Raw genomic sequence first — 24,858 nt, 5'->3', positions numbered from 1 at the left:
GAGGGGAATCGCCCCTGGGTGCGCTGCCTGCGATGGTGCTGGTGCCGACCCTTCGTCCCGTGGCCTAGGACATGAGCGCCCGACCGCAGTCACCGGATTCTGCTGGCGCATCAGGTCGCCGTCGCGGCAGATGCTGTCCGGCTGGCCAGCGTTGACGGCGAAGACGAAGGTGCGCATGCAGAAGATCCCGGCTCCTGCGCCCGGGCAGACGGTTAACGGAGTCGTTGTGCCGGAGTAGCAGACCTCTCAGCCACTCTTGACCCGCCACGCACGACCGGGACATCGATGATTCCATGTGCTCCTGCAACGGCACCTTGCCGACCGAGGCTCGTCTCCGGAAGCCGGCTTTCCGTCAGCCCGTGAGAAGCGCTCCCCGCACCTCCGAGCCAACCGCGTGCCCATAGCGTGCCCATAAGACCGGTAAACCACGGTCAACAGCGGTGCGATCCCGCACCCTCGGACGTCACGTCACAGCACATACACCCAGGTCAGAAGCTATTCGCCTCCGCAAGCGCCGTCGCTTCCCAAGCTGAGAGCGCGAGTTCGATTCTCGTCACCCGCTCCATGATGAAACCCCAGGTCAGTGGCCTGGGGTTTGTTTGTTGTCTAGTCCAATTTGGGCGTTGCGTGCCCTCCGCGGGCACCGGCGACGCGGACCAGTTCGGACAGGGGCACTTCGGTGGGTGACCAGCACAGGTGGAAGGCGAGTTCGCCGGTGGTCTGGTTGCGTCGGATCAGCAGGTGGTGGTGGCTGTCGGTGCCGGTGTGGATCCAGGCCCAGTCGTGGTACCGCGGCCCCTTCGTGCCGTTGCCGGCGCTGTGCCGCTGCCAGGCCGTGGCGGGCAGTCGGGCGGCGACGGTGTCCGCGCGGACGGCAGTGCGGCCGTGGTTGATTCCCACTCGCATCGAGCAGGCGACGGCCAGCACGTAGCCGGTGCCGCCTGCCGCGTGCCTCGAGGGCAGCACCGATCACCTCCAGGGCAAACGGGGCTTGGTGGCGAATTGCACCGCCTCGGGTATCCCAGCCGCGCTGCGGCGTTCGGGGTCATGGGACCAGGTGGGCCACGCCGTTGCCTCTGCACCCCGCCGAGGACTGGCCCTTCGCCCGAGCAGGTAGGAACAGGCCGCGGCCCGGGGCTCAACTCGCCCGAACCGGCCCGCGATTCGGGCCATAACCTGGTCGAACATCGCCCGCCAGCGGGCAGGGTCCACGCTATGGCCTGTGAGCACCGCACGATCTTCAGGAGTCCACACAACCCTCGATGATCACGCGGTGGCCGTACCGGTTCTCGGCCGGGCCCACCACGAGATCGGGAAGTCAGAACGGAAGGCGCCTGTACAGACGCTCGGGTGTGCGAGACCGGTCCAGCGCCGTCAGCCGAGGGCGTCGAGCAACTCGCGCTCGCGCTGCGCGCTGAGGCCTGCGCGCCTTTCCCGGTCCAGCCCCTGCTCGCGTTCCCAGCGCAGCGTGTCGGCCAGCATCTCCGCCGGGGGCCGGTGACGCAGCCCCGCGGCGCGCGCCGAGGACCCGTCCCGGGCCGACCACCCTTCCCAGCCCGGCTCAACCAGCCACATCGCCAGCGATTCGGACCCCATGTACTGGGCCACGCCGTTGGCGAGCAGCCACGCCGATTCGGCGGTGACCACCGGACCGGTGTGCCCGCCGGCGGCGCGGGACAGCTCGATCCACTCTTCGAACGGAACGACCGGGCCGACAGCGTTGTATGTGCCGGTGGTTCCCGTCTCCGCGGAGTCGAGCAGCCAGGAGGTGAGGTCCCGCACGTCGACCACCTGGGTGGGCACGGCCGGTGTGTCGGGGACCAGCATCGGCCCTCGCGGATCGCGTGCGGCGCGGGCGACCCAGTAGCCGGAACGCCCGCTGTGATCGCCCGGGCCGCCGATGAGCCCGGCTCGTGCGATGAGGAGGCGGTCGCCCACAGCGGCCGTCGACGCCTGCTCGCAGGCGACCTTCGCCTCGCCGTACAACTCGCGGTCGACCTCGCCCTGGTCGGTCGGGGTGAGCAGGGCCGCGGACTCGTCCGCCCCCAGCGTGGCGTGGGAGGCGTAGGCGTTGCCGGACGAGACATACGCCCAGTGCCCGGCCTTGCTGCCCAGCACGTCGAGCGCTCCACGAACGAAGCCCGGCTGCCATGACACCTCGACGACCGCGTCCCATACGCGGTCGAGCAGGGGCTCGTACGCCGACGGATCGCGCCGGTCGGCGGCGACCAGTGTCGCTCCGTCCGCGACTTCTCCGCTCTCGCCACGCGCGAGGCAGGTCACCCGATGGCCGCGTTCGATCGCCTGCCGCGACAGCTCCCGAGCCACCCATGCCGTTCCGCCCAGAACCAGGATCTCCATACCGACACACAAGCACCGGGATCACCGCCCGGCCAGGCGGATTCGCTGACAGCAGATGGTCAGCCGTCAGATCGATCTCAACCCTCGGGCAATAACGTCGCCCCCGCCGAGGCATCCAAACACCCGATCACGAAGTCGCACTGGAGTACTGGTACTTCAGTCGTAGATCGCGAGCTGACGCATCGTCATCTACGGTTGCATCGGCTGACGAGGATGATGACGGCCGGGCGCATCGGCATGTTCCGGATCTACTGTTTGTCCAGCAGATGCCCCAGTCGGGTCGACTTCACGGCTGGGCGCGTCGCTCGGCGGCGTCGAACGCGGGCGTGAGCGGGGACAGTGCCGCGCGGAGCTGGTCGGGCAGTGAGCCGGAGGGCACGACCAGTCCTCCGGCACCGAGACTCCCGGCGGCCTCTGCGTTCTCGGCCGGCTGGAGCCAGCCTTCCAGCGCGATGCGCACCGCTGCGGCCACGCTTGCCGCGAGAACGCGGGCTGTGTGCGCTCCGGCGTCACCGATGCGTTCGGCGATCACCGCCGTGAGAGGGGGCTCGATGCCGGCGGTGGCGTCGAGGAACGCGTCGAGCAGCGCGGTCCGGGTGGTGATCAGCAGCAGCGCCCGGTGTTCGTGCTCACCGGTGTTCGTGTACTGCTCGACCACTGCTTCGGTGACGGCGTCAGCCAGGCGCACTTCTGCGGGCCGGGCCGCCACCGCCGCCGCGATCTGCGCCTCCCGGTCCGCGGTGACAGCGGAGACGATCGCCTGCTCGCGGCTGGCGAAGTAGTTGTTGTAGGTGCGCGGCGAGACCCCGGCCGCCTCGGCGATGTCCTCGACCCGCACCTGGTCCGGTCCGCGCTCCACGGCCAGGCGCAGGGCCGCCTCGCGTAGCGCCTCGCGCGTGGCCTGCTTCTTCCGCTCCCGCAGCCCGGGTGGTGGCGTCGTCACGGTGTCAGCGTTCCACACTGGTGCGTGCACGCAAACTTGCGTGCACGCACTTTTCCTGTCAGCGTCGGCCCGACCGAGACCGACAGGGAGGACGTCACCACGATGCGAGCAAGAGGAATGACCTACGACACCGGATTCGTCGTGCACGGCCGGATATCCCGCGAGCACTTCGACCCCGCGGTGGTCCGGCGCGAGCTCGCCGTCATCCGCGACGACCTGCACTGCAACGCGGTCCAGATCATCGGCGGTGCCCCGGACCGCTTGGAGCTGGCCGCCGGTGCCGCCGCCGGGCTCGGCCTGGAGGTCTGGTTCTCGCCCTATCCGCTGGAGCTGGACCCGGAGCGGATCCTCACGCTGCTCCGCGACTGCGCCGAGCGAGCGGAACGGCTCCGGCAGCAGGGGGCCACAGTCGTGTTCGTCGCAGGGGTCGAGCTGAGCGTGATGAACCGCGGGTTCCTGCCCGGGGAGAGCCCCGAGGAACGGGTCGAGCAGCTGATGAGCCAACCCGAGCGGCGGGCCGAAGCGATGCGTGAGCTGGGCGTGCGCATCAACGCATTCCTCGGCGACGCCGCGGCCACGGTCCGCGCGTGCTTCCAGGGCGAGCTCACCTACGCATCCATCCAGTTCGAGCAGGTCGACTGGACTCCCTTCGACCTGGTGACGTTCGAGCTGATCCGCTCCGCCGGGGTCGCCGACCGGTTCCGGGACGCGGTGCGCTCCCTGGCCCAAGGCCCGAAGCCGCTCGCCATCACCGGGTTCGGCACCGCGGCCTACCGCGGCGCGGGAGACCGCGGTGGGCGGGTGCTGGAAGTGGTCGAGTACGACCCGGAAACCAAGGCACCAGTACGGCTGAACGGCATATACGAGCGTGACGAGGCCGGCCAGGCCGCATATCTGAGCGAACTGCTGGAGATCTTCGAGACCGAGGGCGTGGACAGCGCGTTCGTGTTCCTGTTCGCCTTGCCCGGCTACCCGCACCGCCCCGACGGCGATCCCCGGGACGACTTGGACCGGGCCGGCCTGGGCATCGTCAAACTCCTCGAAGGGCGCCGGGGGCAGACCTACCCCGACATGGAATGGGAACCCAAGGCCGCCTTCGCGGCAGTGGCGCAGCGGTACCGGAGATGACAGGTGGTTGTGTCGGTGAGGAGCAGCAACACTCGAAGCCAGCGTCGTAGGGGGGCGGGTGGCCGGTCAGTCCAGTAGCGGTGCGGCCGCGGCGCGCAGTTGCTTGATGTGCTGGTAGTGCACGCCGGTCGCCCCTGCCGCCTGTGTTGCGGTGACATGGGCGGCGGTGTCATCGACGAACAGACAACGCTTGAGATCGGCTCCGACCCGCTGGGCGGCTATGTCGAAGACGCGCCGGTCGGGCTTGGCCACCCCGATCCGGGCTGTGTTGATCACTACGTCGAACGCCTCGTCCAACCCGATCGCGGAAAGATATGCCTCCAGCCGGGTCGTCGCGTTGGAGACCAGGACCACCGGCACCCTCGTGCGGAGCACGGCGAGCAGATCCACAACGTCAGGGTCGACCCGGCCGGTGAGCCCGCTCCATGCCTCGACGAGCCCCCGGGCCCGTTCCGGTGATCCGCAGACCGGGGCCAGGGCCTGGGCGACCTGGCCCCGCCACTGTTCGTCGCTCAGACGTCCCGTGACGGCTGCCTGCAGAAGCTCGCCATCGAACGCTGCTGCTGCGAGCGTGCCCTCGGTCAGGCCCCAGGCCCGGTCCAGCGAGGCCATCCCGTCGGGATCCCACAGGTGCACGACTCCGTCGAAGTCGCACAGCACCGCGTCGAACGGCAGCGTGTCCATGAACGGCGATCATGCCATCTGTCAGATCAACCGCCAACGCTGTTCGAGTTGTTCGGTCGCCGCTGAGCCGTCCTTCATGTGCTCCTGCAACGCGCTCTTCCGGCCAACGCTCGCTTTCAAGGCACGGCCGCTCGCCAGCCACCAAGAGGGGCCTTCCACGCCTTCGAGTCGACGGCGTGCCCATAGCGTGCCCGTAAGACCGGTAAACCACGGTCAACAGCGGTGCGATCCTGCGCTCCCGAGCCCCACAGCAGAGCGCATATGCCCAGGCCAGAAGCTATCCGACTCCCCAAGCGCCGTCGCTTGCCAAGCTGAGAGCGCGAGTTCGATTCTCGTCACCCGCTCCATGACTAAGGCCCAGGTCAGAGACCCGGGCCTTTTTGCTGTGTGGGGTGATCAGCGGTCGCGTTTCCAGTACATGCCGTACCCCTCGCACAGGATGCCCAGGGCGAGGGTGTCGGAGATGCCGGCGGTCACGGGTGGGGTCCAGGATGGTGGGCTTCTCGTTGGGCGGCCAGGTGGTCCACAAGCGCATTGGGTGTGGAAGGGCAGCACGGGAATGCCCTGCCGCAAGGTCGGCGAGGCGCTCGGAGCGGCCTTGCCGGGTCGGGATCGCGCTGCTGTCCCCCACCTTCCCCGACCAGCCATCAGGCGTTCGCCACCACCGGCGTCAGGCGTGCCGTGCTCCGCAGCGAACGGGAAGCGGTCAAGGCGAAAAAATCTGTGGATCTTCGCGGCAACCTTTTCGGCCTCTCGGACCACTAAGCGTTGTCCGGCCAAGTGGTCCGGTCAGATGCAACGGCTGAAAGAGAGCACAGGCATGTCCCTGGAACGAGAGCACAGACATGTCCCCGGCCCACCCACGTCATCGGTGGCGTCCCGCGTCGGCGGCCACCGTGCCGACGGCGGCGCGCGCGGTGACCGCCCGAAGCATCGTGGCCGTCGGTTGCTCGCGCGTCGGGGTTTCTGGGCGGGTCTCGCCATGGTGGTCGTGGCCGGCTCGGCTGTCGTGGTCAACCAGGCTTCGGCGCAGCAGAAAACCCTGGATCTGAAGAAGTGGTACGTGCTGGTCAACCGCAACAGCGGCAAGGTGCTGGACGACCGCGGCTCCGCCAAGAACGACGGCGCGGCGGTGGTGCAGTGGAGCCGTCACGGCGGGGCCAACCAGCAGTGGCGGTTCGTCGACTCGGGTGACGGGTACTACCGGCTGCAGAACCGGACCTCCGGCAAGGTGCTGGACGACTTCGGCTGGTCGAAGACCGTCGGCTCCGCCATCGTGCAGTGGAAAGACCTGAACGCCACCAACCAGCAGTTCAAACTGGCCAAGTCGTCGGACGGCTACGTGCGTTTGGTCAATCGCTTCAGTGGCATGGCTGTCGGTGTCAAGAACGCCACCAAGGCCAACGGGGGCGACGTCGTCCAGAACCGCGACCGGGGCGGTGCCAACCAGCAGTGGAAGCTCGTCGCGGCCGGTAGCGTCGCCGGCGGCACCGGGAAGCCGGGGAACTCCGGCAGCACGCCCGCGCCCGGCGGCAGCACTCCGGCGAGCCCGGCTCCGAGCGGCAGCGCTCCGGCGTCGCCGCCGACGTCTCCGACCCCCACCAACGGCAGCTCGACGACACGTTTCATGGGCAGCGACAAGGTGTTCATCGGCGGTTCGATGACTGACGCCTCGGCGAACGCCGCGCCGTTCGACGTGCGCTACGCCTATATACACAGCCAGCCCGCGCCCACGTCGGCCGCCTATACGGCGTCGCGTTGCAAGGATGAGTGGTCGGGCTGGTGGGGCTGCTGGGGCGGCAGCAGCACGGCGCCCGGAAACCAGGTGACCTGGCAGGACAGCGTGGCGGCCAAGGCGACGTACCAGGGCAAGTCGCGACCGCAGAAGTATCTTTGGACCTGGTACTCGTTGCGCGACCTCGGGGACATGGCAGGCGAGGGTGACGGCCCGGGCGAGGTCAAGGCCATCAACAGGCGTGACCTGCTCACCATGTACCTGAACGACTACCGGTTCTTCCTCCAGAAGATCGGCAAGTCCCACGACATGATCGACCTGGAGCCCGACTTCTGGGGCTTCGCCCGGTCGCTCGGCAATCTGCACCAGGTTCCCTCGCAGGTCTCGGGCGCCAACCCGACGGACTGCGGATCGCAGGAGAACAGCGCCGCCGGACTCGCCCAGTGCCTGATTCACATGGCGCACAAGTACGCGCCGAACGCCGCCGTGGGGCTGCACCTCTCCTGCTTCGACTGGGAGAGCAACCTCCAGAAGTGCGTCAAGGACTACGCGGACCTCGGGGCGAAGAACGCCGACTTCCTGGTCACCGATGTGTCGGACCGCGACGCGGGCTGGTACGCACAGCCGGCCCACGGCAGCCGTGACACCTTCTGGACCGACCAGAAGGCCGCCGCCTCGCTGAAGTTCTGGAAGACGATGGCCGAGTCCGTGGGCAAGCCGGTGGTCCTGTGGCAGATCCCCGTGGGCAACATGGCGGGGAACAACACTCCCGGCCACTTCAAGGACGACAAGGTGGACTGGCTCTTCGGCCACATGGACCAGGTGGCGAACGCCCACATCGCCGGCCTGCTGTTCGGTGCGGGGTGGACGGAGCAGACGACGCCTGAGACCGACGGCGGAAACCTGATCCGCAAGACGATCGCGTATCACAACTCGGGTGGTACACGACTCAAGTAGGCGAAGCCGGCGAATGCGCCCCCATCTCTTCGATGGGGGCGCATTTCGTCGTCTGCGTCGGGCTGAGGCCTTCTCCCGTCGGCGCCGGCCATGCCGCCGTCGGTGCGGGCGCCGATCGAGGCAGCCTTGGCGAAGGGGATGATCGTGCTGACGCAGGACCAGGAGCCCACCCATCAGCCCGACAAGCCTCGCCGAGCCTCCGCCTGGTCCCCAAACGATTGGAACCCCAGCCGGCGCACGGCTGGGGTTCCTCGAGGCGGTGAGCAGCGGTCAGCGGGTGGAGGTGCCCACGCCGTAGACCGCTCGTCTACGCGCCGGTGCACCGCACCCGATCGCCATCACCGTGGATCAGGCGGGTCAGCGCTGCAGGGTGAGGACACCCGGCCGCCACGGCAGTCGGTCGTAGGGGCCGATCGCGGTGGGGGACTTGCCCTGGTAGAGGAACTGCAGGTGGCAGGGGTCGATGGTCATGGTCTGGTCGGGGTTGTTGCGGACCAGGTCGCCGTGGCTGATGTCGTTGGTCCAGGTGGCACCGCTGTTGGCCTTGCCCGCGAAGGGTTTGCTCTCGCCGGCGGCCTGCGGGGTCCAGGAACCACTCAGGCTGGAGGCGGTGAACGAGCGGAAGTAGCGCTGCTCGTTCGCACCCCGAGCCTCGACGATCATGAGGTACTGGTTCTGGCCCTGAACCTTGTAGACCTGCGGCGCCTCGAACAGGTTCTTCGTCGAATCGCTCATGACCGTCGTGTACGACGAGCCGAAGTTGCCCGGGAAGTTCCCGATCGGCATGCTCGCCCGGTAGATCTTGCCGTTGTCGCCGGCGAAGAACAGGTACATGTTCTGGCCGTCAGCGATCAGGGTCTCGTCCCCTTGCCGCACAGCGGCGTTCACCGGGTCGGGACGAACCCTCCCCGGACCGACACGGAGCCGCCCGAACCCTGCGCGTCGACGCGGTAGCCGTCGCGCGCGGCACTGCGCACGCCGGTGCCGTTGTCGAACTGGGCGGCAAACTCATAGCTCCCGGCTGGCACGGTCAGGCCCGGTTTGAGGACCCAGCGGTAGACCAGCGTGCCGTCGGCCTCCTGGGCGGTGACGGTGAAGTCACCACTCGGCGAGGTCTGCCAGGTGCCGGTGTTCTTCACCCCGCCGGTCTGCACGATCCGCATCTCGATCGTGAGCGAGGTGAGCGGCCGGGTCGTCTTGAGGGCGAGGTTGTTCTGCGTCCAGTAGACGGTGCTGTGCGGGTCCACCGAGCCGGCCGACCACAGCGGCCCGTTCTGGCTCTCGCCGGCGGTCGGCAATGGACTGGTGGCCGGCGGAGTCGGGCGCGCCCTGCCCGGGGTGGCCGGGGCCGGCGCAACAGGGGTGGGGCGGCCCGATGTCGGGTGCGGGGAGCTGACGGTCGGGGACGGGGTGGCAGGCGTGGTCACGGTGGCCGACGGCGACGGGGTCACGACGATGGCGGCGACGGCGAGGCCGCCGGTCGCCAGGATGCCGACGGTGGCGAGCCCGGCGAGCGCGACCCTGGTCCCAGACCTCGCGAACGGCCGCGCGCGGTGACGGACGGCGGGGCCGGCCATGCCGCGTTGCACCCGGGCCAGCATCCTCGCGCGGTCGGGCCGGTGCGCCTCGGCGGCCTCGCGCAGCCGACGTGCGATCTCGTCGTTCACCGGTTCCTCCTCCCTGCCACCAGGTCCCCGACCGCTCGTGCGCCCAGTATCCTTTCCAGCTCGGCCATTCCCTTCGAGGTCTGGCTCTTCACCGTGCCGACCGATATGCCCAGCGCTGCCGCCGTGTCCTTCTCCGACAGGTCGAAGGCGTGCCGCAGCACCACGCAGGCACGCTTGCGGAACGGCAGCCGGGCGAGCGCCGCGCGGACGTCCAGCACGGCCGCCATGTCCGGCCCGTCCACCTTCTCGGGGCTGCGGGACCAGAACAGCGTGATCCGGCGTCGCTCGCGCACCGCGCTGCGGATCCGTCCGCGCGCCAGGTTGGCCACCACACCGCGGGCGTAGGCGAGCGGGTGGTCGGCCTGCCGCAACCGGTCCCAGCGCTGCCACAGGGCGACCAGGGCATCCGCCGCGAGGTCGTCCGCCGCGTCGGTCTCGCCGGTCAGGAGGTGTGCCAGACGGGCGAGTTCGGCATAGTGGCGTTCGAAGAATTCGTGGAACTCCGCGGACGCGCCGTCGACGAGCATCCCTCCGTCGCCCTCTCCTGGCGATGATGTGCGCGTTAGTTGCATGTTTAACAACAGGGGGCGCAGCCTAACAGTGCGCGGCCCGGGATTCGAACGGCGGTCGTGCTCGGTTGCGGACCGGTGAAGGCTGTCCGGCGGGCTGGTCAATGCCGGGCGAACTGGACGCCCGTCGGCTGCGCGACGTCCGGCTGCACGGCGGTGCCGTCGACGGTCAGCCGCTCCCCGTAGATGTCGGTGATCATGACACCGGTCCCGCTCCCGGGGGGACGGCACGCCGGCACCCGACGACCAGCAGCGCCAAGGGAATGCCCGTGACCAGTCCGCGCCTACGGTTGCGGCGCGGCGTGCTTCGTTTGCCCTCATGCCCGTCCATCCGGTAGTTCGACTCGGCCTTCCGGCTCCCAGTTGCCGGCCGCTTGCGCCTGTGCTCTCCCGCAGTTGGCGATCGCTGCGACATGGTGATCGGCCGTGCTGCTGCGACTGGCACCATTTCGGCGTCACGAACGCGTTCGCCATGCTGCGTCTGCTGGTGATGAGCGACAGGGACAAGGACGTCGAGATCCTCGTCCTGCGCCATCAGATCACCGTCCTGGACCGCCGACTCGGCAAGAAGAGGGTGCGGTTCCACCCGGGTGATCGGGCATTCATGGCGGCGCCGCTGCACCAGCTCCCGAAGGACGTGCCGCCCAGGCTGCGGTTGCTGATGCGTCCGGACACGGTGCTGCGGTGGCACCGCGACCTGCTCGCGCGCCGCCACGCCGCCGCCTCCCAGCCGCCTCATGGGGCTTATCGGGTCGTGAGTGAGACTCGATGAGTGGCCGCCAGCAGGTGAGCACTCCTGATCAGTCCCGAACCCCCAGACGAACATTTGGACAGCGTGTTGAGGGTTGCCCCTTGCTGCCGAGGCGTCCGCGACGGAGCGTCATGCGCGGGATTGAGTGCACGGCCCGCATGTTGCTGACCAGGGAAAACAACATCAGATAGCACCGACGAGCGCACCCGGCAAGGATTCGATCCCACTCCCAAAGCGGGTGTCGAACTCTGTCGAGGCATTGGATGAGGGCAGCGCAGAGGATCTTCGACGCCTCCGCACTGACCCGGCTGCTCTGCTCGGCCGAACGTGGCCGCCCACTGGGCCACCGCTGCCCTCGGACCGCATACGCTGTCACAGGAGTGTGCATCTGCAATGCCAACACGTCAGGCACATCCCGCACCCGCAGGTGCAGTACCGCAACTGAGCGGTCGAGCCCCCGCACACCGTCCCCCTGTGGGTCCGTGCCCAAAGCGTGCCCATAAGACCGGGCAACAACGGTAAACAGCGGCACGAAGCCAGCCCTCCGAAGCCGCTTTGCGGCAACATAACTGCAGGTCAGAAGCAGTACCACCATCCAAGCGCCGTCGCTTCCCAAGCTGAGAGCGCGAGTTCGATTCTCGTCACCCGCTCCATGCGAAACCCCCAGGCCAGCGGCCCGGGGGTTCTTTGTTGTCTAGATCGGTGGGTGAGTGGCGCACCACAACCGCGCCATTAGCTCTTGGCAGCCTCCTCGTTGCGGTGCGCGGGTAGGGATGCGGGGTCGTCGTGGTTCGCACGCTCCGCGCGCACCAGGCCGTCGAGGCCGACGTCCCGGCGGCGAAGACCGGCGAGTTCCTCGGGTCGCGTCGGGCCATACACGCCGAGGTAGACCATGAGGCGCCAGCGGATACCGATCGCTCGGCGAGGGCATCGACCTGGGCAACGGTGGCAATATCTGTTCCGGCGCCGGCAGCAGTTTGAAGCGGCCCTGGTCCGTCCGGGTCCCGCGGCAGGGGCCGGGCAGGCCGCGCAAGCGCCCGGACCGGGTTCGGGCCGACCAAGCGTACGACTCGCCGCGGGGCGCGGCCTGGGCTTGTCGTGTGGCTGACAATGGTTTTTCGGGTGGTCGGCGGCGTTCGGGATATCGGTTTCATTCGCCCCATTGACGCCGCCCCTGAGCCGCCTTTACGTTTCGTCCGCAGTTCCGCACGCCGTTCGTAGCGTCGAACACCATTCGGCCTGGTCTGCCTCGGCGGCGACTACGCCCGCATCGTCAACGCCTCCACCGGCAAGGTCATGGACGTCGCCGACCGCGGCACGCCAACGGTACCGACGTACGCCGGTGGAGCTGGCTCAGCACCACCTGCCAGCAGTGGCGGCTCGTCCCCACGGCCGCCTGATCCCGAAGGGCCGCAACAGAAACATGAGACATCTCGCCAGACGGGTTCTGGTGGCTGCGGCGGCCGCGCTCGCCGTGCTCACCACCGTGACCACCCCTGCCCAGGCTGCCGTGCCCGCGTCCCCCGCCGTCACCTTCACCAACCCGATAGCCGAGCAGCGCGCCGACCCGCACATCTTCAAGCACACCGACGGCTTCTACTACTTCACCGCCACGGTCCCCGCGTACGACAGGATCGTGATGCGCCGGGCCACCACCCTCCAGGGCCTCGCCACGGCCCCGGAGACCACGATCTGGACCAAGCACCCCACCGGTGAGATGGGCGCCCACATCTGGGCCCCGGAGATCCACTTCATCGACGGCAAGTGGTACATCTACTTCACGGCCGGCTGGTCCAACGACATCTGGCGGATCCGCCCGTACGTCCTGGAGACCAGCGCCGCCAACCCGATCACCGGCACCTGGACCGAGAAGGGCAGGATCAGCCTGCCCATGGACACCTTCTCGCTGGACGCCACCACCTTCACGCACAACGGCACCCGCTACCTGAGCTGGGCCCAGGAAGACCCGGCGTTCGGCAAGGGCACGCAAATTTACCTGGCGAAGATGGCCAACCCCTGGACCATCGAGGGCAGCCCGGTCATGATCTCCAAGCCCCAGTACGCCTGGGAGACCGCCGGCGCCCGCGTCAACGAGGGCCCGGCCGTGATCCAGAAGAACGGCAAGGTCTTCATGACCTTCTCGGCCAGCGCCACCAACGCCAACTACTGCCTCGGCCTGCTGACCGCCGACGCCACCGCCGACCTGATGAACCCGGCCTCCTGGAGCAAGACTCCCACGCCGGTCCTCAAGAGCAACGACAAGACCAGCCAGTACGGCCCCGGCCACAACACGTTCACGGTCTCCGAGGACGGCAAGTCGGACATCCTCGTCTACCACGCCCGCAACTACAGGGACATCGTCGGCGACCCGCTCAAGGACCCCAACCGCCGCACCCGCTACCAGAAGATCTACTGGAACGCCGACGGCACACCCAACTTCGGCATCCCCGTCGCCGACGGTGTCACCCCCGTCCGCTTCTCCTCGTACAACTACCCGGACAAGTTCATCCGGCACTGGGAGTTCCGGGCCAAGACCGAGTCCAACGTCACCGAACTCGCCGACTCGCAGTTCCGCGTCGTCCCCGGCCTGGCCGGCAACGGCACCGTCTCCCTCGAATCGGCCAACTTCCCCGGCTACTACCTGCGCCACAAGAACAACGAGGTGTGGGTGGAGAAGGACGACGGCACCACCCTGTTCGACAATGACGCCTCGTTCCACGAGCGGGCCGGTCTCGCCGACCCCGCGGCTGTGTCGTACGAGTCGTACAACTTCCCCGGCCGGTACATCCGGCACTACAACCACCTGCTCTACACCCAGCCGGTGACCACCACCGTCGGCCAGCAGGACGCCACCTTCTACAAGGAGTAGGACCGGCCGGACGCACCGATCCGGTTTCAGTGAGGGACCGGAACCGGGCGACCGGGCTACGCGAAGAGCTATGTGATCAGTGAGCCATCGGCGCGTCACCTCAGGGCGGCGCGCGGGTGGCTCACTGTCATGAATCGGCGCCCCTTTCGCAACAGACCCTCATCAGGGGCATGGGAGGTACCCCCAGGTCGCCCGCTTTCGCTCCGCGTCCGGGCGGCACGCATCTGGTGCGTGGTCCAGGAATGCGGGGGCGGCCCGCGGCTGGAGGCCGCTGATGGGCAGAGCCTCACGCCCCTGGGGTGTCCGGTCGGGCCTGGACAGTCCGATGCCCGTACCCCCCTTCCGAGATTCCGTGACCTCCACGTGCCCGTAAGAACGGAAAACCACGGTCAGCAGCGGTGCGAGCCAGTCAGCAGCGGTGCGAGCCAGCCCACACGACCACCCCAAGGTCCACGTAACTGTGCCGGTCAGAGCCGTGGAGCCTGTGCAAGCGCCGTCGCTTCCCAAGCTGAGAGCGCGAGTTCGATTCTCGTCACCCGCTCCACGATGAAACCCCAGGTCAGTGGCCTGGGGTTTGTTTTTTGTCCAGGCCAATTTGGGGGTGGCGTGCAGGGCACAGCCCAACGCTCATTTCGGCGGACCGGAGATCGTGGGCCGACCGGCCTTCCCGCAGCCACATGTGCGCCGCGTCGTGCATGTGGACCGGATGCCACCACAGGGCCTGCTGGATCGGCACGGCGTCATAGGGCGGTTCCATGATGCGGACGGGTGCGAGTCCGTCCAGCTCGTCGGCGAGACGCCTTTGAAGGAGAGCTACCCGGCGGGTGCCCGCGACCAGGAGTGGCATCAGCTGGAAACTGTCGATGGAGACCGCCACGCGCGGCTCGATGCCGAGCATGGCGATCTGGCGGGCGGCGGGGGCGTCGTAGGCTCGTTGGTACGTCACCCATGGCAGTCGGGCCAGGTCGTCGAGGGTGAGCTGCCCGTCCACAGTGCTGAGCAGCGACCCGGTGTCGTCGATGATTTCGTTCGGTACCTGTTTGAACCTGAGCCGGATGCCCGGCGCCTCGGCTTGGATGGTGCGGGCGAGTTCGGTGCCGAAGACGGCAACCGCGTAGTCCGAGGCGATCAGCGTGAACTCATGTTCCTCGCGGGAGGGGTTGAATTCGGCCTGACTGGCGAAGACGCGCTCCAGCAGGTCGCACGCGGTGGTGGTCCGGTCGAGGAGGGCCCGCCCGAGGGCGGTCAGTTCGTACCCTCCGCCCACCCGGGCGAGCAGGTCATCGTCGAAGTGGCGGCGCAGCCGGGCCAGGGCCGCGCTCATCGCGGGTTGACTGGTGGGGAGCAGAGGGGTGGAAAGGGCCGTCAGCCCTGGGTGCCGTCCTGGTTGACGGGGTACAGGCCGAGCACGCCCTGCGGGTCGGAGGGGTTCGCGCCCTTGACGTCGCCGACATAGAGGTTGATGCGGGCCTTGTAGCGGTCGAGGGCGGTGCGGTTGCCCATGAACTCGCCGAGACCGAGCGGGTTCATGTTCTCGTAGTCGAAGATGCCCTTGCGGCCCGCCGGCGCGGCGACGTCGGTGCGGGCGCTCCAGGTGCCTATGGAGTCGTGTTGGGCATCCTTGGACAGCAGCCAGCTCAGGTAGAGCTTGGCGGCGGCCTTGTGCGGGGCGTTCTTGAGAATGGCGCCGGTCTGCGGCCAGGCGACCCATGGCGACTTCTTCGGCAGGGTGGTCTCAGCGACACCCGGGACGCCTCCGCTTGTGCCGAAGCTCGCCACGTAGTCACCGGAGCCGACCAGGTCGGCGGAGTCCTGGGTGCCGCGGACGAACTTCGGGTTCTGGGCGAGCAGCTTCTTCAGGTAGTCGAAGCCGTACTTGTCGGTGAGCTGTTTGAAGTAGTAGAGGACGGCGTCGTCGTCGTTCGGGTAGGTGAAGACGAGCTTGTTCTTGAACTCGGGCTTGAGGAAGTCCTTGGCCTCGACGGGCGCGTCGTCGCCGAGCTTGGTGGCCGTGACGTTGGAGAAGGCGAAGAAGAACAGGCCGGTGTAGTAGCCGTCCTTGTCCTTGATCTGGTCGAAGACCTTGTCCCAGCCGACCGGCTTGTACTTCTGCAGCACGCCTTCCTTCTTCCAGCGCGGGAAGTCGTCGACGGTCTGGAGGTGGACGACGTCGGCAACCACGTGGTGCTCGGCGATCTGGTTGTCGACGCGGGCGTCGTGGTTCTTGCTGAAGTCGACGACGATGTCGACCTTCATCTTGGGGAACTTCTTGACGAACGCGTCCTTGAGGTAGTCCGCCTGGCCCGGCTTGTCACCGCCGGCGTAGACGACCAGACGGCCGCCCTCGGCCACGGCCTCCTGGTACAGCTTCTGCAGCTGGTCTTCTTCACTCGTGGGCTTGGGGGCGGACTTCGGGGAAGGCGTGGCGGCGGCGACGGTGGCACCGCTCGCGGCCAGGACGCCCAGGGCGACGGCGACGGCCCATGCCTTGTGGGGGGACTTCACACTCGACTCCTTCGTGGTGGGGCAAGAAGGGGAAGGTTGACACTTCAACCATCTGCTTTCACCCTAGGACAGGTATTGCAAATCTGCAAGATATTGGGATGAGTGCCTGGGGTGGTCGCGCAGAGAAGTCGGGGGGGTGTGGGAGTTCGGCAGGCTCGCCTCTGCCTCTGGAGGGAGGTCAGCGGCGCCAGGGGAGGTCGGCGGGGAAGGCCGGGCGGTCCGGGCCCGTGAGGCCGGCGAGGATGATCTCGCATGCTTCACCGAAGGCGCGCGCCTGCTCGGGCGTCAGCCGGTCGAAGACGGCAGCCCGGACGGTGGCGACGTGACTGGGGGCGGCCTGCTCAAGGGCGGTCATCCCCTCCTCCGTCAGCACGGCGAGCTGGGCCCGCCCGTCCCCCGGCGCGTCCTCGCGGCGCACCCAGCCGCGCTCCTCCATGCGGCTGACGGTGTAGGAGAGCCGTGTCCGGGCGATCTTCAGCTGTTCGGCGAGGTCTGTCATGCGCAGCCGTCGCTCGGGGGCCTCCGAGAGGAACACCATCACCGAGTAGTACAGGTGGCTGAGGTCGGCCTTGTGTCGCAGTTGCTGGTCGAGAGCGTCTTCCAGTACCAGGCTGAGGTCGCGGTAGGCGCGCCAGGCGCGCTGCTCCTCGGGGGAGAGCCAACGGGGTTCCATGGATCGCACTCTAGTGAGAGCTGCTTCGAGGGCCGTCTCTCCGACCGGGTTCCGGGGGCCTCACAGCGCCAGCAGTCAGCCAGCAGTCAGGTGGTCTCCGTAGTGAATGAGGCGAGTCGGCGACCAGCGCGCGGCTTTGAGAGGCAGGCGGTGCCTACTGGGTACTGCTGCCATCACCCGGCAAGGGCCCTACGTCGCCCGTCCCGAACGGCGCCGGACACCTACCGCGCATCGCATCTCGGCAGGAGGGGGCCAAGCCCCTTGCGGGAGAGGATGCTTGGCCACGGAGGATCTCGTGTCAGAGCGGGAGGTCGTCGGGGAGAACCCGGAAATGCCTTGTGCCGGCCCAAAAGGCGTACGGCGCGGAAGTCCCGTCGGTCGAGGGTGATGGTGGGTGTGAGGGCTCACGGGAGAAGGTGCCGCGTGTCGGCCTCTGACGTTTTCGCGATGGTGCTGGTGTGCGGTACGGCCGCCGGCGCCTCCGGGTGCGCGTACGCCCGGAGGGCGTGGATGATCGCGGTGGCGACGTTCATCGCACGACGACGGTCGGTCCCGGCTGCCCCCGTTGGCCGGACCAGGAAGGCGCCGGGGAGTGATTGCCGGAACGCGCGGAAGAGCCGGATCTTGTCGTCGGATGCTTGGCCCACACCTGCCGGGTGACTCGGCCGGACCCTGCCTCGTACCGAGCCGCCGCCGTGCGAGCCAGGCCTGAGTGGCCTGCCGCGGCCGACGACGTCACGTCCTGGGTGGCCGGCCTGCTCCAGCAGCGCCTGAGCACACACCGCTCGGGCCGTGCGGACGGCCTGCCGGAGCACCAGGGGAGCCGGGTGCGACAGGCGGTGCGGTCGGTACGGTGGCTGCGCCCTGCCGGACGGCGAGCAGTACCAGCGCGCGGAGGACCGCACCTGAGACGGACATCGCCCGCCTTCCTCGCGGGATCCCGCGCGCGCCTCGGTCATTCGGCCACTGTTGAGGCGGCCCCGCTCGGGCGGCGATGGCCGTTCGGCCGAATCCTGCCGGGCCGCAGGATGCTTACTCTGGCGCCGTGAACCTTGTGCCCGTGATCGACGGACCGGCCGTGCCAGGCGGCCGTCGGCGCAGAGGGCTGCGTGCGGTCGGCGTGGCCCTGATGATCCTGGCGGCCGGCACGGACCTGCTGGAAGCGGGCCTCATGGCGGCACTGGGACCGCAGGACGGGTATGGCGTGACGCCGTGGCTGCAGCCCGCCACCGTGCTGCCGCTGTGCCTGGCCGCGGTGCTCTGGCCCATGGCCAGGCGGCCTGCGTGGGTCAGCCCCGCCCTGCGCATCGCCGTACCCGCCGGGGCCTCGGTGGCGTTGACGGTGGTCGCTGTCCTGACCGACTGGCCGATGGCGTTCGGCCTGGGGGAAATCGCGACACTGCTGTACCTGTTGCTGGTTGCCGTCCGTTCCTGCCCCGGGTGGTGGGCGACGGCGTTCGTGGGGCTGTGCGGCGTGGCCGTCGTCATCCTGCCTGCCAGGATTCCCGTCCCCGACGTGCCTGCCGGAGGAGTCGGGCTGGGGCTCCTGTTTCCGGTCATGGTGGCCGCCGGACTGGGCGGCTACCTGCGCTTCCTCGATCACCGCCGCCGCGCGATGGTCGACAGGACCCGCCGGAGCGAACGCCTCGCGATGGCCGCCGACCTGCACGACTTCGTCGCCCATCACGTCACGGGGATCCTGGTGCAGACGCAGATGGCCCAGATGATGGCGACCGACCCGGACCAACTGCGCCCCGTGCTGCGGAACATCGAAACCTCCGCCACCGAGGCCCTGGCCTCCATGCGGCGCACCGTCGGCCTGCTGCGCGAGGCCCCGGACCACACCACCGCAGCCGACGGCACGAGCCGTCCGCTCGGCGATCTGGCGGCGCTCCCGAGCCTGGTCGAGGGCTTCAGCGGTCCCGTCGGCCCGAAGGTCGTCGTGTGCCGCGACCCCGCCGTACCCGACGACCTCCCGCCCGAGGTGCAGACAGCCGCATACCGCGTCGTCCAGGAGGCCCTGACCAACGTCCGCCGCCACGCCGCCGACGCCGACGAGGTCACCGTGGACCTGGTCCACGACGGCCGCGCCCTGACGGTGACCGTGCGCGACGACGGCCGCGGCGGCACCCGGATCCCGCAGGCCGCGCGGGGCGGCGGCTTCGGTCTCGTCGGCCTCACCGAACGCGTCACCGCCCTCGGCGGCGAACTGCGCACCGGCCCCCGTCCCACCGGCCAGGGCTGGGAGGTCACGGCGGTGCTGCCGACGGCTTGGCCGACCAGGGCGTGACGTGTCGGCGGCCCGATTGACGTGACGCGGGCTGGGGGGGTGCGGGGAAAAGGGGGCATGACCGGGGCGGACTTCCGTCGCGTGCGCGGTTCATGCCACGCACCTTGTTCTTTGAGCTCCGGGCTGAACAGGCAGTCACGCAGAGGCCTTTCGTTTGTGGCACCCGCGTCGCGCAAGACGACATCAGCGCCGCCGACGGGTGGACCGCTGCGGCTGCCACGGGACGACCGCTCTGACTGCTACTGCCAGACGTACCAACGGCAGTCGTAGCTACCGGAGTCGTCCCAAAACTGCTTGCTCGTTGTATCGCGCCGCATGCAGCACAGTGGATGCCATGCCGCACCGAGGGCCTGGTGAGGCGGCTGCCGACCGTGTTCGACCCCCGGTCGCCACCATCCTCGCGGGCCGAGGGCCCGGCTCGTCCACCGCGGCGTGAACCGTCTCCCGTACTCACGCCGATTCGTGCACATGACGGTGGTCGGTACGCCATCCGTCTTCCGTCGACCAAGAGAGTGGGCATGTCCATCGAACCCCCCGAGTCAACTGTTTCTCCCTCCGAAGGATATTCGGAGGGAGATTCCGAGGGATCTTCGTCCGCCCCGTCCCGGCGCACGTTCATCGCGACCACGGCCGTCGGCGGTGCTGTCGTGGCGGGTGGCCTGATAGGCGGGCCGTCCGTGTTCGGCGTCGAGCCGGCGGACGCCGCCACCCAGGCGCCGCCCACCAGCAGCGTCTCCGTGACCGTCAACGGCGAGCGCCGCACCGTCACGGTCGACAACCGGACCTCGCTGCTGGACCTGCTGCGCGAACACATGGGGCTGACCGGATCGAAGAAGGGCTGCAACGCCGGTGCCTGCGGCGCCTGCACCGTCCTGGTCGACGGACAGCGGGTCAACTCCTGCCTGACGCTGGCGGTCCGGCTGGACGGCGCCGAGGTCACCACCATCGAGGGCCTGGCCAAGGGCGAACGGCTGCACCCGCTGCAGCAGGCGTTCATCGACCAGGACGCCTTCCAGTGCGGTTTCTGCACCTCCGGCCAGATCATGTCCGGCGTCGGCTGCATCAAGGAGGGCCACACCGGCTCACCGGAGGAGATCCGGGAGTTCATGAGCGGCAACATCTGCCGCTGCGGCTGCTACGTGAAGATCGTGCGCGCGGTCGAGCAGACCGCGCACGGGAAATGAGGCACGGCCCCCATGCATCCCTTCTCCTACACCAGGGCCACCGACACCCGGCAAGCCCTCCACGCCGGCCGCGACGGCGGCCGTTACATCGCCGGCGGCACCACGCTGGTCGACCTGATGCGCGAGACCGTCGAACGCCCCCGCACGCTGGTCGACATCAGCGCCCTGCCGCTGCGCGACATCATGGTCACCCGGCGCGGGGGCCTGCGCATCGGCGCACTGGTGCGGATGTCCGAGGCCGCCGCCCACCGGGGCGTGCGCGCCCTGTACCCGGTGATCTCGCAGGCCCTGGAGCTGAGCGCGTCCGCGCAGCTGCGGAACATGGCGACCATCGGCGGCAACATCATGCAGCGCACCCGGTGCACGTACTTCCGCGATGTGACGGCCGCCTGCAACAAGCGGGAGCCGGGCTCCGGTTGCGCGGCCCTGCACGGCGTCAACCGCACCCACGCGATCCTCGGCACCTCCGACGACTGCGTGGCCACGCATCCCTCCGACGTGGCCGTGGCCTTCGCCGCCCTGGAAGCGAGCGTGCACCTGATGGGGGCGGACGGCGAGCGCACCGTGCCCTTCGCCGACTTCCTGCTCAAGCCGGGCAGCACCCCGAACCGTGAACAGGCCCTGCGCCCAGGCGAGTTGATCACCGCGGTCGAGCTTCCGGCCCTTCCGCGCCCGCTGAGGTCGGGCTATCTGAAGGTCCGCGACCGGCAGTCCTACGAGTTCGCGCTGACCTCGGCGGCCGTCGCCCTGCACATCCGGCACGGGGTGATCCGCGAGGCGAAGGTGGCTGCCGGAGGCGTGGGCACCGTGCCCTGGAAGCTCACCGCCGTCGAACGGCAGCTGATCGGGCGGCGGCCGTCCGACGCCCTGTGGACCACGGCCGCCGAACACGCCGCCGACGGGGCACGGCCCCTCCAACACAACCGTTTCAAGGTCGAGTTGCTCAAACGGACCGTCGAGCGCCAGCTGCGCATCGTGGGAGGTGGCAAGTGAGCCCGCAGCCGCAGGCAGCCGTCGGCGCCCCGCTGTCCCGGGTGGACGGACGGCTGAAGGTGACCGGCCAGGCCAAGTACACCGCCGACCTCCCCCACGCTCGAACAACCTCGCGCGGGGGGACCCCCATCATCGACGGAGTCGTGCACGCCGTCATCGTCGACAGCAGTGTCGCGCGCGGACGGATCACCGGCATCGACACCCGCGCCGCCGACGCCCAGCCCGGCGTCCTGGGCGTCATCAGCCACCTCGACAAACCCGCGCTGGCCTACCGCGACAACCCGGGCGCCTGGTTGGACCCCTTCGTCGGCGAACGGCTGCACGTCTTCCAGGACGACAAGGTCCGCTTCCTGGGGCAGCCCGTCGCCGTGGTCGTCGCCCGCACACTGGAGGTCGCCCAGCACGCCGCGGACCTGGTGAAGGTCACCTACGACGCCGACAAGCCGTCGACCGACATGTCGGCACCCGGAGTCCGGGAGAACGACCCCCTGCCGCCGCAGAACTACGTGCGCGGCAACCCCGAAGACGCGCTGGCGTCGGCGGAGGTCAAACTGGAGGGCACCTACCGGCTCACCCGTAACCACCACAACGCGCTGGAGCCGCACGCCACCATCGCCCGCTGGGACGGCGACAAGCTCACCGTGTGGGACAAGAGCCAGTGGGTGGTGGGCGCGCGGGACGAACTCGCCGCCGTGTTCGGCATGCCGGCAGAGAACGTGCGCGTCATCTCGCCGTTCGTCGGCGGCGCGTTCGGCAACGCGCTGCGTACCTGGCCGCACACCACCATCGCGGCCCTCGCCGCCCGCCAGATCCGCCGCCCGGTCAAGCTGGTACTGACCCGCGAGCAGCTGTACTACGGGGTGGGCTACCGGCCCGCCTACGAGTACGAGCTGCGTCTGGGCAGCACCCGAGGCGGACGCCTGACCGCGGCGCTCCACCGGATACGGGCCGAGACGTCCTCGTACGAGCACTACGTCGAGGGCGTGATGAACCCGGGGCAGATGCTCTACGCCACGCCCCACGTCCGCCAGGCGCTTCGGACCGTGCCGCTGGACGTGAACACACCGACGTTCATGCGGGGCCCCGGCTGGTCCAGCGCCGCCTTCGCCATCGAGTCGTCCATGGACGAACTCGCCCACGAGACCGGCATCGACCCGATTGAGCTGCGGCTGCGCAACGAACCGCAGGAGGACCCTGCCAACGGGCTGCCCTGGTCCACCCGGCGCCTGAGCGAGTGCCTGCGGACCGGAGCCCGCGAGTTCGGCTGGCACCGGCGCAACCCCAAGCCCCGCTCCCGGCGGGACGGCGACTGGCTGATCGGCATGGGCATGGCCAGCGGTATCTACGACACCCTGCGCATGCGGTCCGAGGCACGGGTCAGGCTGGACGCCGACGGCACGGCCCTGGTCCAGGCGTCGACCAGCGACATGGGCCCCGGAACCTACACCTCCATGACCCAGGTCGCCGCCGACGCCCTCGGCCTGACCATGCGTACGGTCCGCTTCGAACTCGGTGACTCCACCTTCCCGCCGTCCCCGCCGCACGGCGGATCGCAGACCATGGCCGGCGTCGGCTCCGCCGTCCAGGACGGCTGCGACAAGCTGCGACAGGAGGCGATCAAACTCGCCGTCGAGGACGAGCGGTCACCGCTGCACGGCGTCGACGCCGCCGACATCGTGGTCCGCGGCGGCCGGCTGCACGTCAAGGGCAACCCCGCGCGCGGGGAGACCTACCGGCAACTGCTGGCCCGTAACAGCCGTACGCACCTGGAGACGCGCGGGATCTTCACCCCGAGCGGCGACGACCGGTACTCCATGAACGCCTACAGCGTGACGTTCGCCGAGGTGGCCGTCGACCAGCGGCTGGGCCTGGTGCGGATGCGGCGCATGCTGGGCGTCTACGACGTCGGGCGGATCATCAGTCCCAAGCTCGCCGACAGCCAGGCCCTCGGCGCCATGGTGGGCGGCGTCGGGCAGGCCCTGCTGGAGCACACGGTCACCGACCACCGCGACGGCCGGATCGTCAATGCCAACCTCGCCGACTACCTCGTGCCCGTCAACGCCGACATCCCCGACATCAAGGCGATCTACCTGGACGGGGAGGACCTCCACGCCGACCCCATCGGCGTCAAGGGCCTCGGCGAGATCGTGAAGGTCGGGGTCGCGCCTGCCATCGCGAACGCGGTCTTCAACGCCACCGGCCGCCGCGTCCGCGACCTGCCCATCACCGCCGAAGCCCTGCTCTGAACCCCGGGCGGCAGGGCCCCTCCCGCCACCCGGGCGGGGCTCTGAGAGCCGTCCCACTGATCGGCCCGCCGCCGTGTCTCCGATCCCCCGATGCCGGCGCGGCGGCGGGCTTCCCAACCACCCACCGAAGGACACCTCTCATGCTGAACATCGCGGACACGCTGCACCGCTGGTGCCGCGAGGACCGCCCCTTCGCCCTCGCCACCGTGATCCGGGTCAGCGGCAGCGCACCCCTGCCACCCGGCACCGCACTGGCCGTGGGCACCGGCGGCGAGGCGGTCGGCAGCATCTCCGGAGGATGTGTGGAAGGCGCCGTCTACGAGCTGTGCCGACAGGTGCTGGAGACGGGCGAACCCCCGATACGGGCCTCGTTCGGCTACTCCGACGACGACGCCTTCGCCGTGGGCCTGACCTGCGGCGGCGAGATCGAGGTCCTGGTCCAGCGGGTCGACCCCGCCGACCAGTCCCACCTCACCACCGCCCTGGAACACGTGTCGGCCGGTGTGCCCGTCGCCGTGGCACAGGTGATCGACGGGCCGCAGCGCCTTCTCGGCCGCACCCTGTCCGTTCTCGGGGGCGGCAGCGCGTACGACGGGACCCTGGGCAGTCGACAGCAGGACCGTACGGTGGCCACCCAGGTCCGCGCGCTGCTGCGGGCAGGCCGGACCGCCCACGTCGAAGTCGGCGGGGACGCCGACACCTGCCCTCAGAAGCTGACACTCCTGGTCCACACCCACGCAGCGCCGCCCCGCATGCTGATCTTCGGCGCCGTCGACTTCGCCGCCGCCCTCAGCCAGGCCGGACGCTTCCTCGGCTACCGGGTCACCGTCTGCGACGCCCGCCCCGTCTTCGCCACCCCGGCCCGCTTTCCGTACGCCGACGAGGTCGTCGCCGACTGGCCGCACCGCTACCTGGAGCGCGCCGAGGTCGACGCCCGTACCGCGATCTGCGTCCTCACCCACGACGCCAAGTTCGACATCCCCCTGCTCCGCCTGGCCCTCGACCTTCCGGTCGGCTACATCGGCGCGATGGGCTCCCGCCGCACCCACGAACACCGCCTGGAACGTCTGCGTGAGGCCGGCGTGCCCGAGGAACACCTCGCCCGCCTGCGCTCACCGATCGGACTCGACCTCGGCGCCCACACCCCCGAAGAGACGGCGATCTCCATCACCGCCGAGATCATCGCCCACATCAACGACGGCACCGGCCTGCCCCTGTCCCACATCCCGGGCCCCATCCACCGTTCCGGCCCCATGGCCCAGGTGTCGTCGCCGGCCGAACTCCTGGCCGTATGAGGCCCCAC

18 protein-coding genes and 5 pseudogenes are annotated in these 24,858 nt (G+C 69.2%); 10 read left to right on the top strand and 13 right to left on the bottom strand.

The features are described 5' to 3' along the window. Nucleotides 1–606 precede the first annotated feature (606 nt). From PBV52_RS25925 to PBV52_RS25915, 3 genes are all read right to left on the bottom strand, one after another. On the bottom strand, nucleotides 607–966 hold the full coding sequence (locus PBV52_RS25925) for a hypothetical protein (protein ID WP_274241403.1): 360 nt from the start codon (nucleotides 964–966) through the stop codon (nucleotides 607–609). A 408-nt stretch (nucleotides 967–1,374) separates the two neighbouring features. Further along, the gene (locus PBV52_RS25920; RefSeq protein WP_274241402.1) at nucleotides 1,375–2,361 is read right to left on the bottom strand and encodes an NAD-dependent epimerase/dehydratase family protein; all 987 of its coding nucleotides are present in this window, start codon (nucleotides 2,359–2,361) and stop codon (nucleotides 1,375–1,377) included. Nucleotides 2,362–2,647: 286 nt separating this feature from the next. Further along, nucleotides 2,648–3,304 (bottom strand): TetR/AcrR family transcriptional regulator, encoded by a 657-nt coding sequence (locus PBV52_RS25915; protein ID WP_274241401.1) that lies wholly within the window; start codon nucleotides 3,302–3,304, stop codon nucleotides 2,648–2,650. Between the two features lie 117 nt (nucleotides 3,305–3,421). Between PBV52_RS25915 and PBV52_RS25910 the strand changes: the two genes are divergently transcribed. Next, nucleotides 3,422–4,432 carry a hypothetical protein gene (locus tag PBV52_RS25910; RefSeq protein ID WP_274249575.1) on the top strand — a complete coding sequence of 337 codons (1,011 nt, stop codon included), beginning with the start codon at nucleotides 3,422–3,424 and terminating at the stop codon, nucleotides 4,430–4,432. A 66-nt stretch (nucleotides 4,433–4,498) separates the two neighbouring features. Here PBV52_RS25910 and PBV52_RS25905 read toward each other — a convergent pair whose 3' ends face one another. Continuing rightward, nucleotides 4,499–5,116, bottom strand: a complete 618-nt coding sequence (locus PBV52_RS25905; RefSeq protein ID WP_274241399.1) for an HAD family hydrolase — start codon at nucleotides 5,114–5,116, stop codon at nucleotides 4,499–4,501. 820 nt (nucleotides 5,117–5,936) lie between these two features. On the opposite strand from PBV52_RS25905, the gene PBV52_RS25900 reads away from it, so the two are divergent. Continuing rightward, complete coding sequence (locus tag PBV52_RS25900) at nucleotides 5,937–7,808, top strand: RICIN domain-containing protein (RefSeq protein WP_373921907.1); 1,872 nt, start codon at nucleotides 5,937–5,939, stop codon at nucleotides 7,806–7,808. A 357-nt stretch (nucleotides 7,809–8,165) separates the two neighbouring features. Here the strand turns inward: PBV52_RS25900 and PBV52_RS25895 are convergent. From PBV52_RS25895 to PBV52_RS25885, 3 genes and pseudogenes are all read right to left on the bottom strand, one after another. Next, nucleotides 8,166–8,672, bottom strand: a pseudogene (locus tag PBV52_RS25895) (non-reducing end alpha-L-arabinofuranosidase family hydrolase); the annotation flags it as partial. A gap of 20 nt (nucleotides 8,673–8,692) precedes the next feature. Next, nucleotides 8,693–9,475, bottom strand: a complete 783-nt coding sequence (locus tag PBV52_RS25890; RefSeq protein WP_274241398.1) for a hypothetical protein — start codon at nucleotides 9,473–9,475, stop codon at nucleotides 8,693–8,695. Further along, nucleotides 9,472–10,002 carry a SigE family RNA polymerase sigma factor gene (locus PBV52_RS25885; protein ID WP_274241397.1) on the bottom strand — a complete coding sequence of 177 codons (531 nt, stop codon included), beginning with the start codon at nucleotides 10,000–10,002 and terminating at the stop codon, nucleotides 9,472–9,474. The genes PBV52_RS25890 and PBV52_RS25885 overlap by 4 nt, the downstream gene beginning before the upstream one ends. Nucleotides 10,003–10,516: 514 nt before the next feature. On the opposite strand from PBV52_RS25885, the gene PBV52_RS25880 reads away from it, so the two are divergent. Next, nucleotides 10,517–10,816: a hypothetical protein gene (locus PBV52_RS25880; RefSeq protein ID WP_274241396.1), complete on the top strand. Its 300-nt coding sequence runs from the start codon at nucleotides 10,517–10,519 to the stop codon at nucleotides 10,814–10,816. A 789-nt stretch (nucleotides 10,817–11,605) separates the two neighbouring features. Here the strand turns inward: PBV52_RS25880 and PBV52_RS25875 are convergent. Next, nucleotides 11,606–11,748: pseudogene (locus PBV52_RS25875) on the bottom strand (site-specific integrase); the annotation flags it as partial. 280 nt (nucleotides 11,749–12,028) lie between these two features. Here PBV52_RS25875 and PBV52_RS51820 point away from each other — a divergent pair. Together PBV52_RS51820 and PBV52_RS25870 are read left to right on the top strand one after the other, a co-directional pair. Beyond that, nucleotides 12,029–12,195 (top strand): annotated as a pseudogene (locus PBV52_RS51820) (RICIN domain-containing protein); the annotation flags it as partial. Between the two features lie 23 nt (nucleotides 12,196–12,218). Continuing rightward, complete coding sequence (locus PBV52_RS25870; protein WP_274241395.1) at nucleotides 12,219–13,664, top strand: family 43 glycosylhydrolase; 1,446 nt, start codon at nucleotides 12,219–12,221, stop codon at nucleotides 13,662–13,664. Between the two features lie 559 nt (nucleotides 13,665–14,223). Here PBV52_RS25870 and PBV52_RS25865 read toward each other — a convergent pair. From PBV52_RS25865 to PBV52_RS25850, 5 genes and pseudogenes are all read right to left on the bottom strand, one after another. Continuing rightward, nucleotides 14,224–15,000, bottom strand: a pseudogene (locus PBV52_RS25865) (LysR family transcriptional regulator); the annotation flags it as partial. 29 nt (nucleotides 15,001–15,029) lie between these two features. Beyond that, a complete protein-coding gene (locus PBV52_RS25860) occupies nucleotides 15,030–16,169 on the bottom strand; it encodes an ABC transporter substrate-binding protein (protein WP_274241394.1) in 1,140 nt (379 codons plus the stop codon). 178 nt (nucleotides 16,170–16,347) lie between these two features. Beyond that, nucleotides 16,348–16,842, bottom strand: coding sequence for a MarR family winged helix-turn-helix transcriptional regulator (locus PBV52_RS25855; RefSeq protein WP_274241393.1), 495 nt, complete (start codon nucleotides 16,840–16,842; stop codon nucleotides 16,348–16,350). 298 nt (nucleotides 16,843–17,140) lie between these two features. Continuing rightward, nucleotides 17,141–17,231, bottom strand: a pseudogene (locus PBV52_RS51445) (VapC toxin family PIN domain ribonuclease); the annotation flags it as partial. Nucleotides 17,232–17,246: 15 nt separating this feature from the next. Continuing rightward, a complete protein-coding gene (locus PBV52_RS25850; RefSeq protein ID WP_274241392.1) occupies nucleotides 17,247–17,489 on the bottom strand; it encodes a hypothetical protein in 243 nt (80 codons plus the stop codon). A gap of 398 nt (nucleotides 17,490–17,887) precedes the next feature. Between PBV52_RS25850 and PBV52_RS25845 the strand changes: the two genes are divergently transcribed. From PBV52_RS25845 to PBV52_RS25825, 5 genes are all read left to right on the top strand, one after another. Continuing rightward, the gene (locus tag PBV52_RS25845; RefSeq protein WP_274241391.1) at nucleotides 17,888–19,132 is read left to right on the top strand and encodes a sensor histidine kinase; all 1,245 of its coding nucleotides are present in this window, start codon (nucleotides 17,888–17,890) and stop codon (nucleotides 19,130–19,132) included. Nucleotides 19,133–19,650: 518 nt separating this feature from the next. Then, nucleotides 19,651–20,316, top strand: a complete 666-nt coding sequence (locus tag PBV52_RS25840) for a (2Fe-2S)-binding protein (protein WP_274241390.1) — start codon at nucleotides 19,651–19,653, stop codon at nucleotides 20,314–20,316. A 12-nt stretch (nucleotides 20,317–20,328) separates the two neighbouring features. Next, nucleotides 20,329–21,309 (top strand): xanthine dehydrogenase family protein subunit M, encoded by a 981-nt coding sequence (locus tag PBV52_RS25835; protein WP_274241388.1) that lies wholly within the window; start codon nucleotides 20,329–20,331, stop codon nucleotides 21,307–21,309. Next, on the top strand, nucleotides 21,306–23,555 hold the full coding sequence (locus PBV52_RS25830) for a xanthine dehydrogenase family protein molybdopterin-binding subunit (RefSeq protein ID WP_274241387.1): 2,250 nt from the start codon (nucleotides 21,306–21,308) through the stop codon (nucleotides 23,553–23,555). Before PBV52_RS25835 ends, PBV52_RS25830 begins: the two co-directional genes overlap by 4 nt. Nucleotides 23,556–23,695: 140 nt before the next feature. Further along, on the top strand, nucleotides 23,696–24,850 hold the full coding sequence (locus PBV52_RS25825) for an XdhC family protein (protein WP_274241386.1): 1,155 nt from the start codon (nucleotides 23,696–23,698) through the stop codon (nucleotides 24,848–24,850). Nucleotides 24,851–24,858 lie beyond the last annotated feature (8 nt).

The organism is Streptomyces sp. T12 (assembly GCF_028736035.1).
GTDB lineage: Bacteria > Actinomycetota > Actinomycetes > Streptomycetales > Streptomycetaceae > Streptomyces.
Note: the sequence above shows the minus strand (reverse complement) of the source record. Positions and strands in the feature narration are given on the sequence as shown.

Excerpts from the sequence above, each read along its gene's own strand:
- PBV52_RS25920 (WP_274241402.1), bottom strand. The coding sequence starts at position 2,361 with ATGGAGATCCTGGTTCTGGGCGGAACGGCATGGGTGGCTCGGGAGCTG.
- PBV52_RS25910 (WP_274249575.1), top strand. The coding sequence starts at position 3,422 with ATGACCTACGACACCGGATTCGTCGTGCACGGCCGGATATCCCGCGAG.
- PBV52_RS25905 (WP_274241399.1), bottom strand. The coding sequence starts at position 5,116 with ATGGACACGCTGCCGTTCGACGCGGTGCTGTGCGACTTCGACGGAGTC.
- PBV52_RS25900 (WP_373921907.1), top strand. The coding sequence starts at position 5,937 with ATGTCCCTGGAACGAGAGCACAGACATGTCCCCGGCCCACCCACGTCA.
- PBV52_RS25885 (WP_274241397.1), bottom strand. The coding sequence starts at position 10,002 with ATGCTCGTCGACGGCGCGTCCGCGGAGTTCCACGAATTCTTCGAACGC.
- PBV52_RS25880 (WP_274241396.1), top strand. The coding sequence starts at position 10,517 with ATGCTGCGTCTGCTGGTGATGAGCGACAGGGACAAGGACGTCGAGATC.
- PBV52_RS25870 (WP_274241395.1), top strand. The coding sequence starts at position 12,219 with ATGAGACATCTCGCCAGACGGGTTCTGGTGGCTGCGGCGGCCGCGCTC.
- PBV52_RS25855 (WP_274241393.1), bottom strand. The coding sequence starts at position 16,842 with ATGGAACCCCGTTGGCTCTCCCCCGAGGAGCAGCGCGCCTGGCGCGCC.
- PBV52_RS25840 (WP_274241390.1), top strand. The coding sequence starts at position 19,651 with ATGTCCATCGAACCCCCCGAGTCAACTGTTTCTCCCTCCGAAGGATAT.
- PBV52_RS25835 (WP_274241388.1), top strand. The coding sequence starts at position 20,329 with ATGCATCCCTTCTCCTACACCAGGGCCACCGACACCCGGCAAGCCCTC.
- PBV52_RS25825 (WP_274241386.1), top strand. The coding sequence starts at position 23,696 with ATGCTGAACATCGCGGACACGCTGCACCGCTGGTGCCGCGAGGACCGC.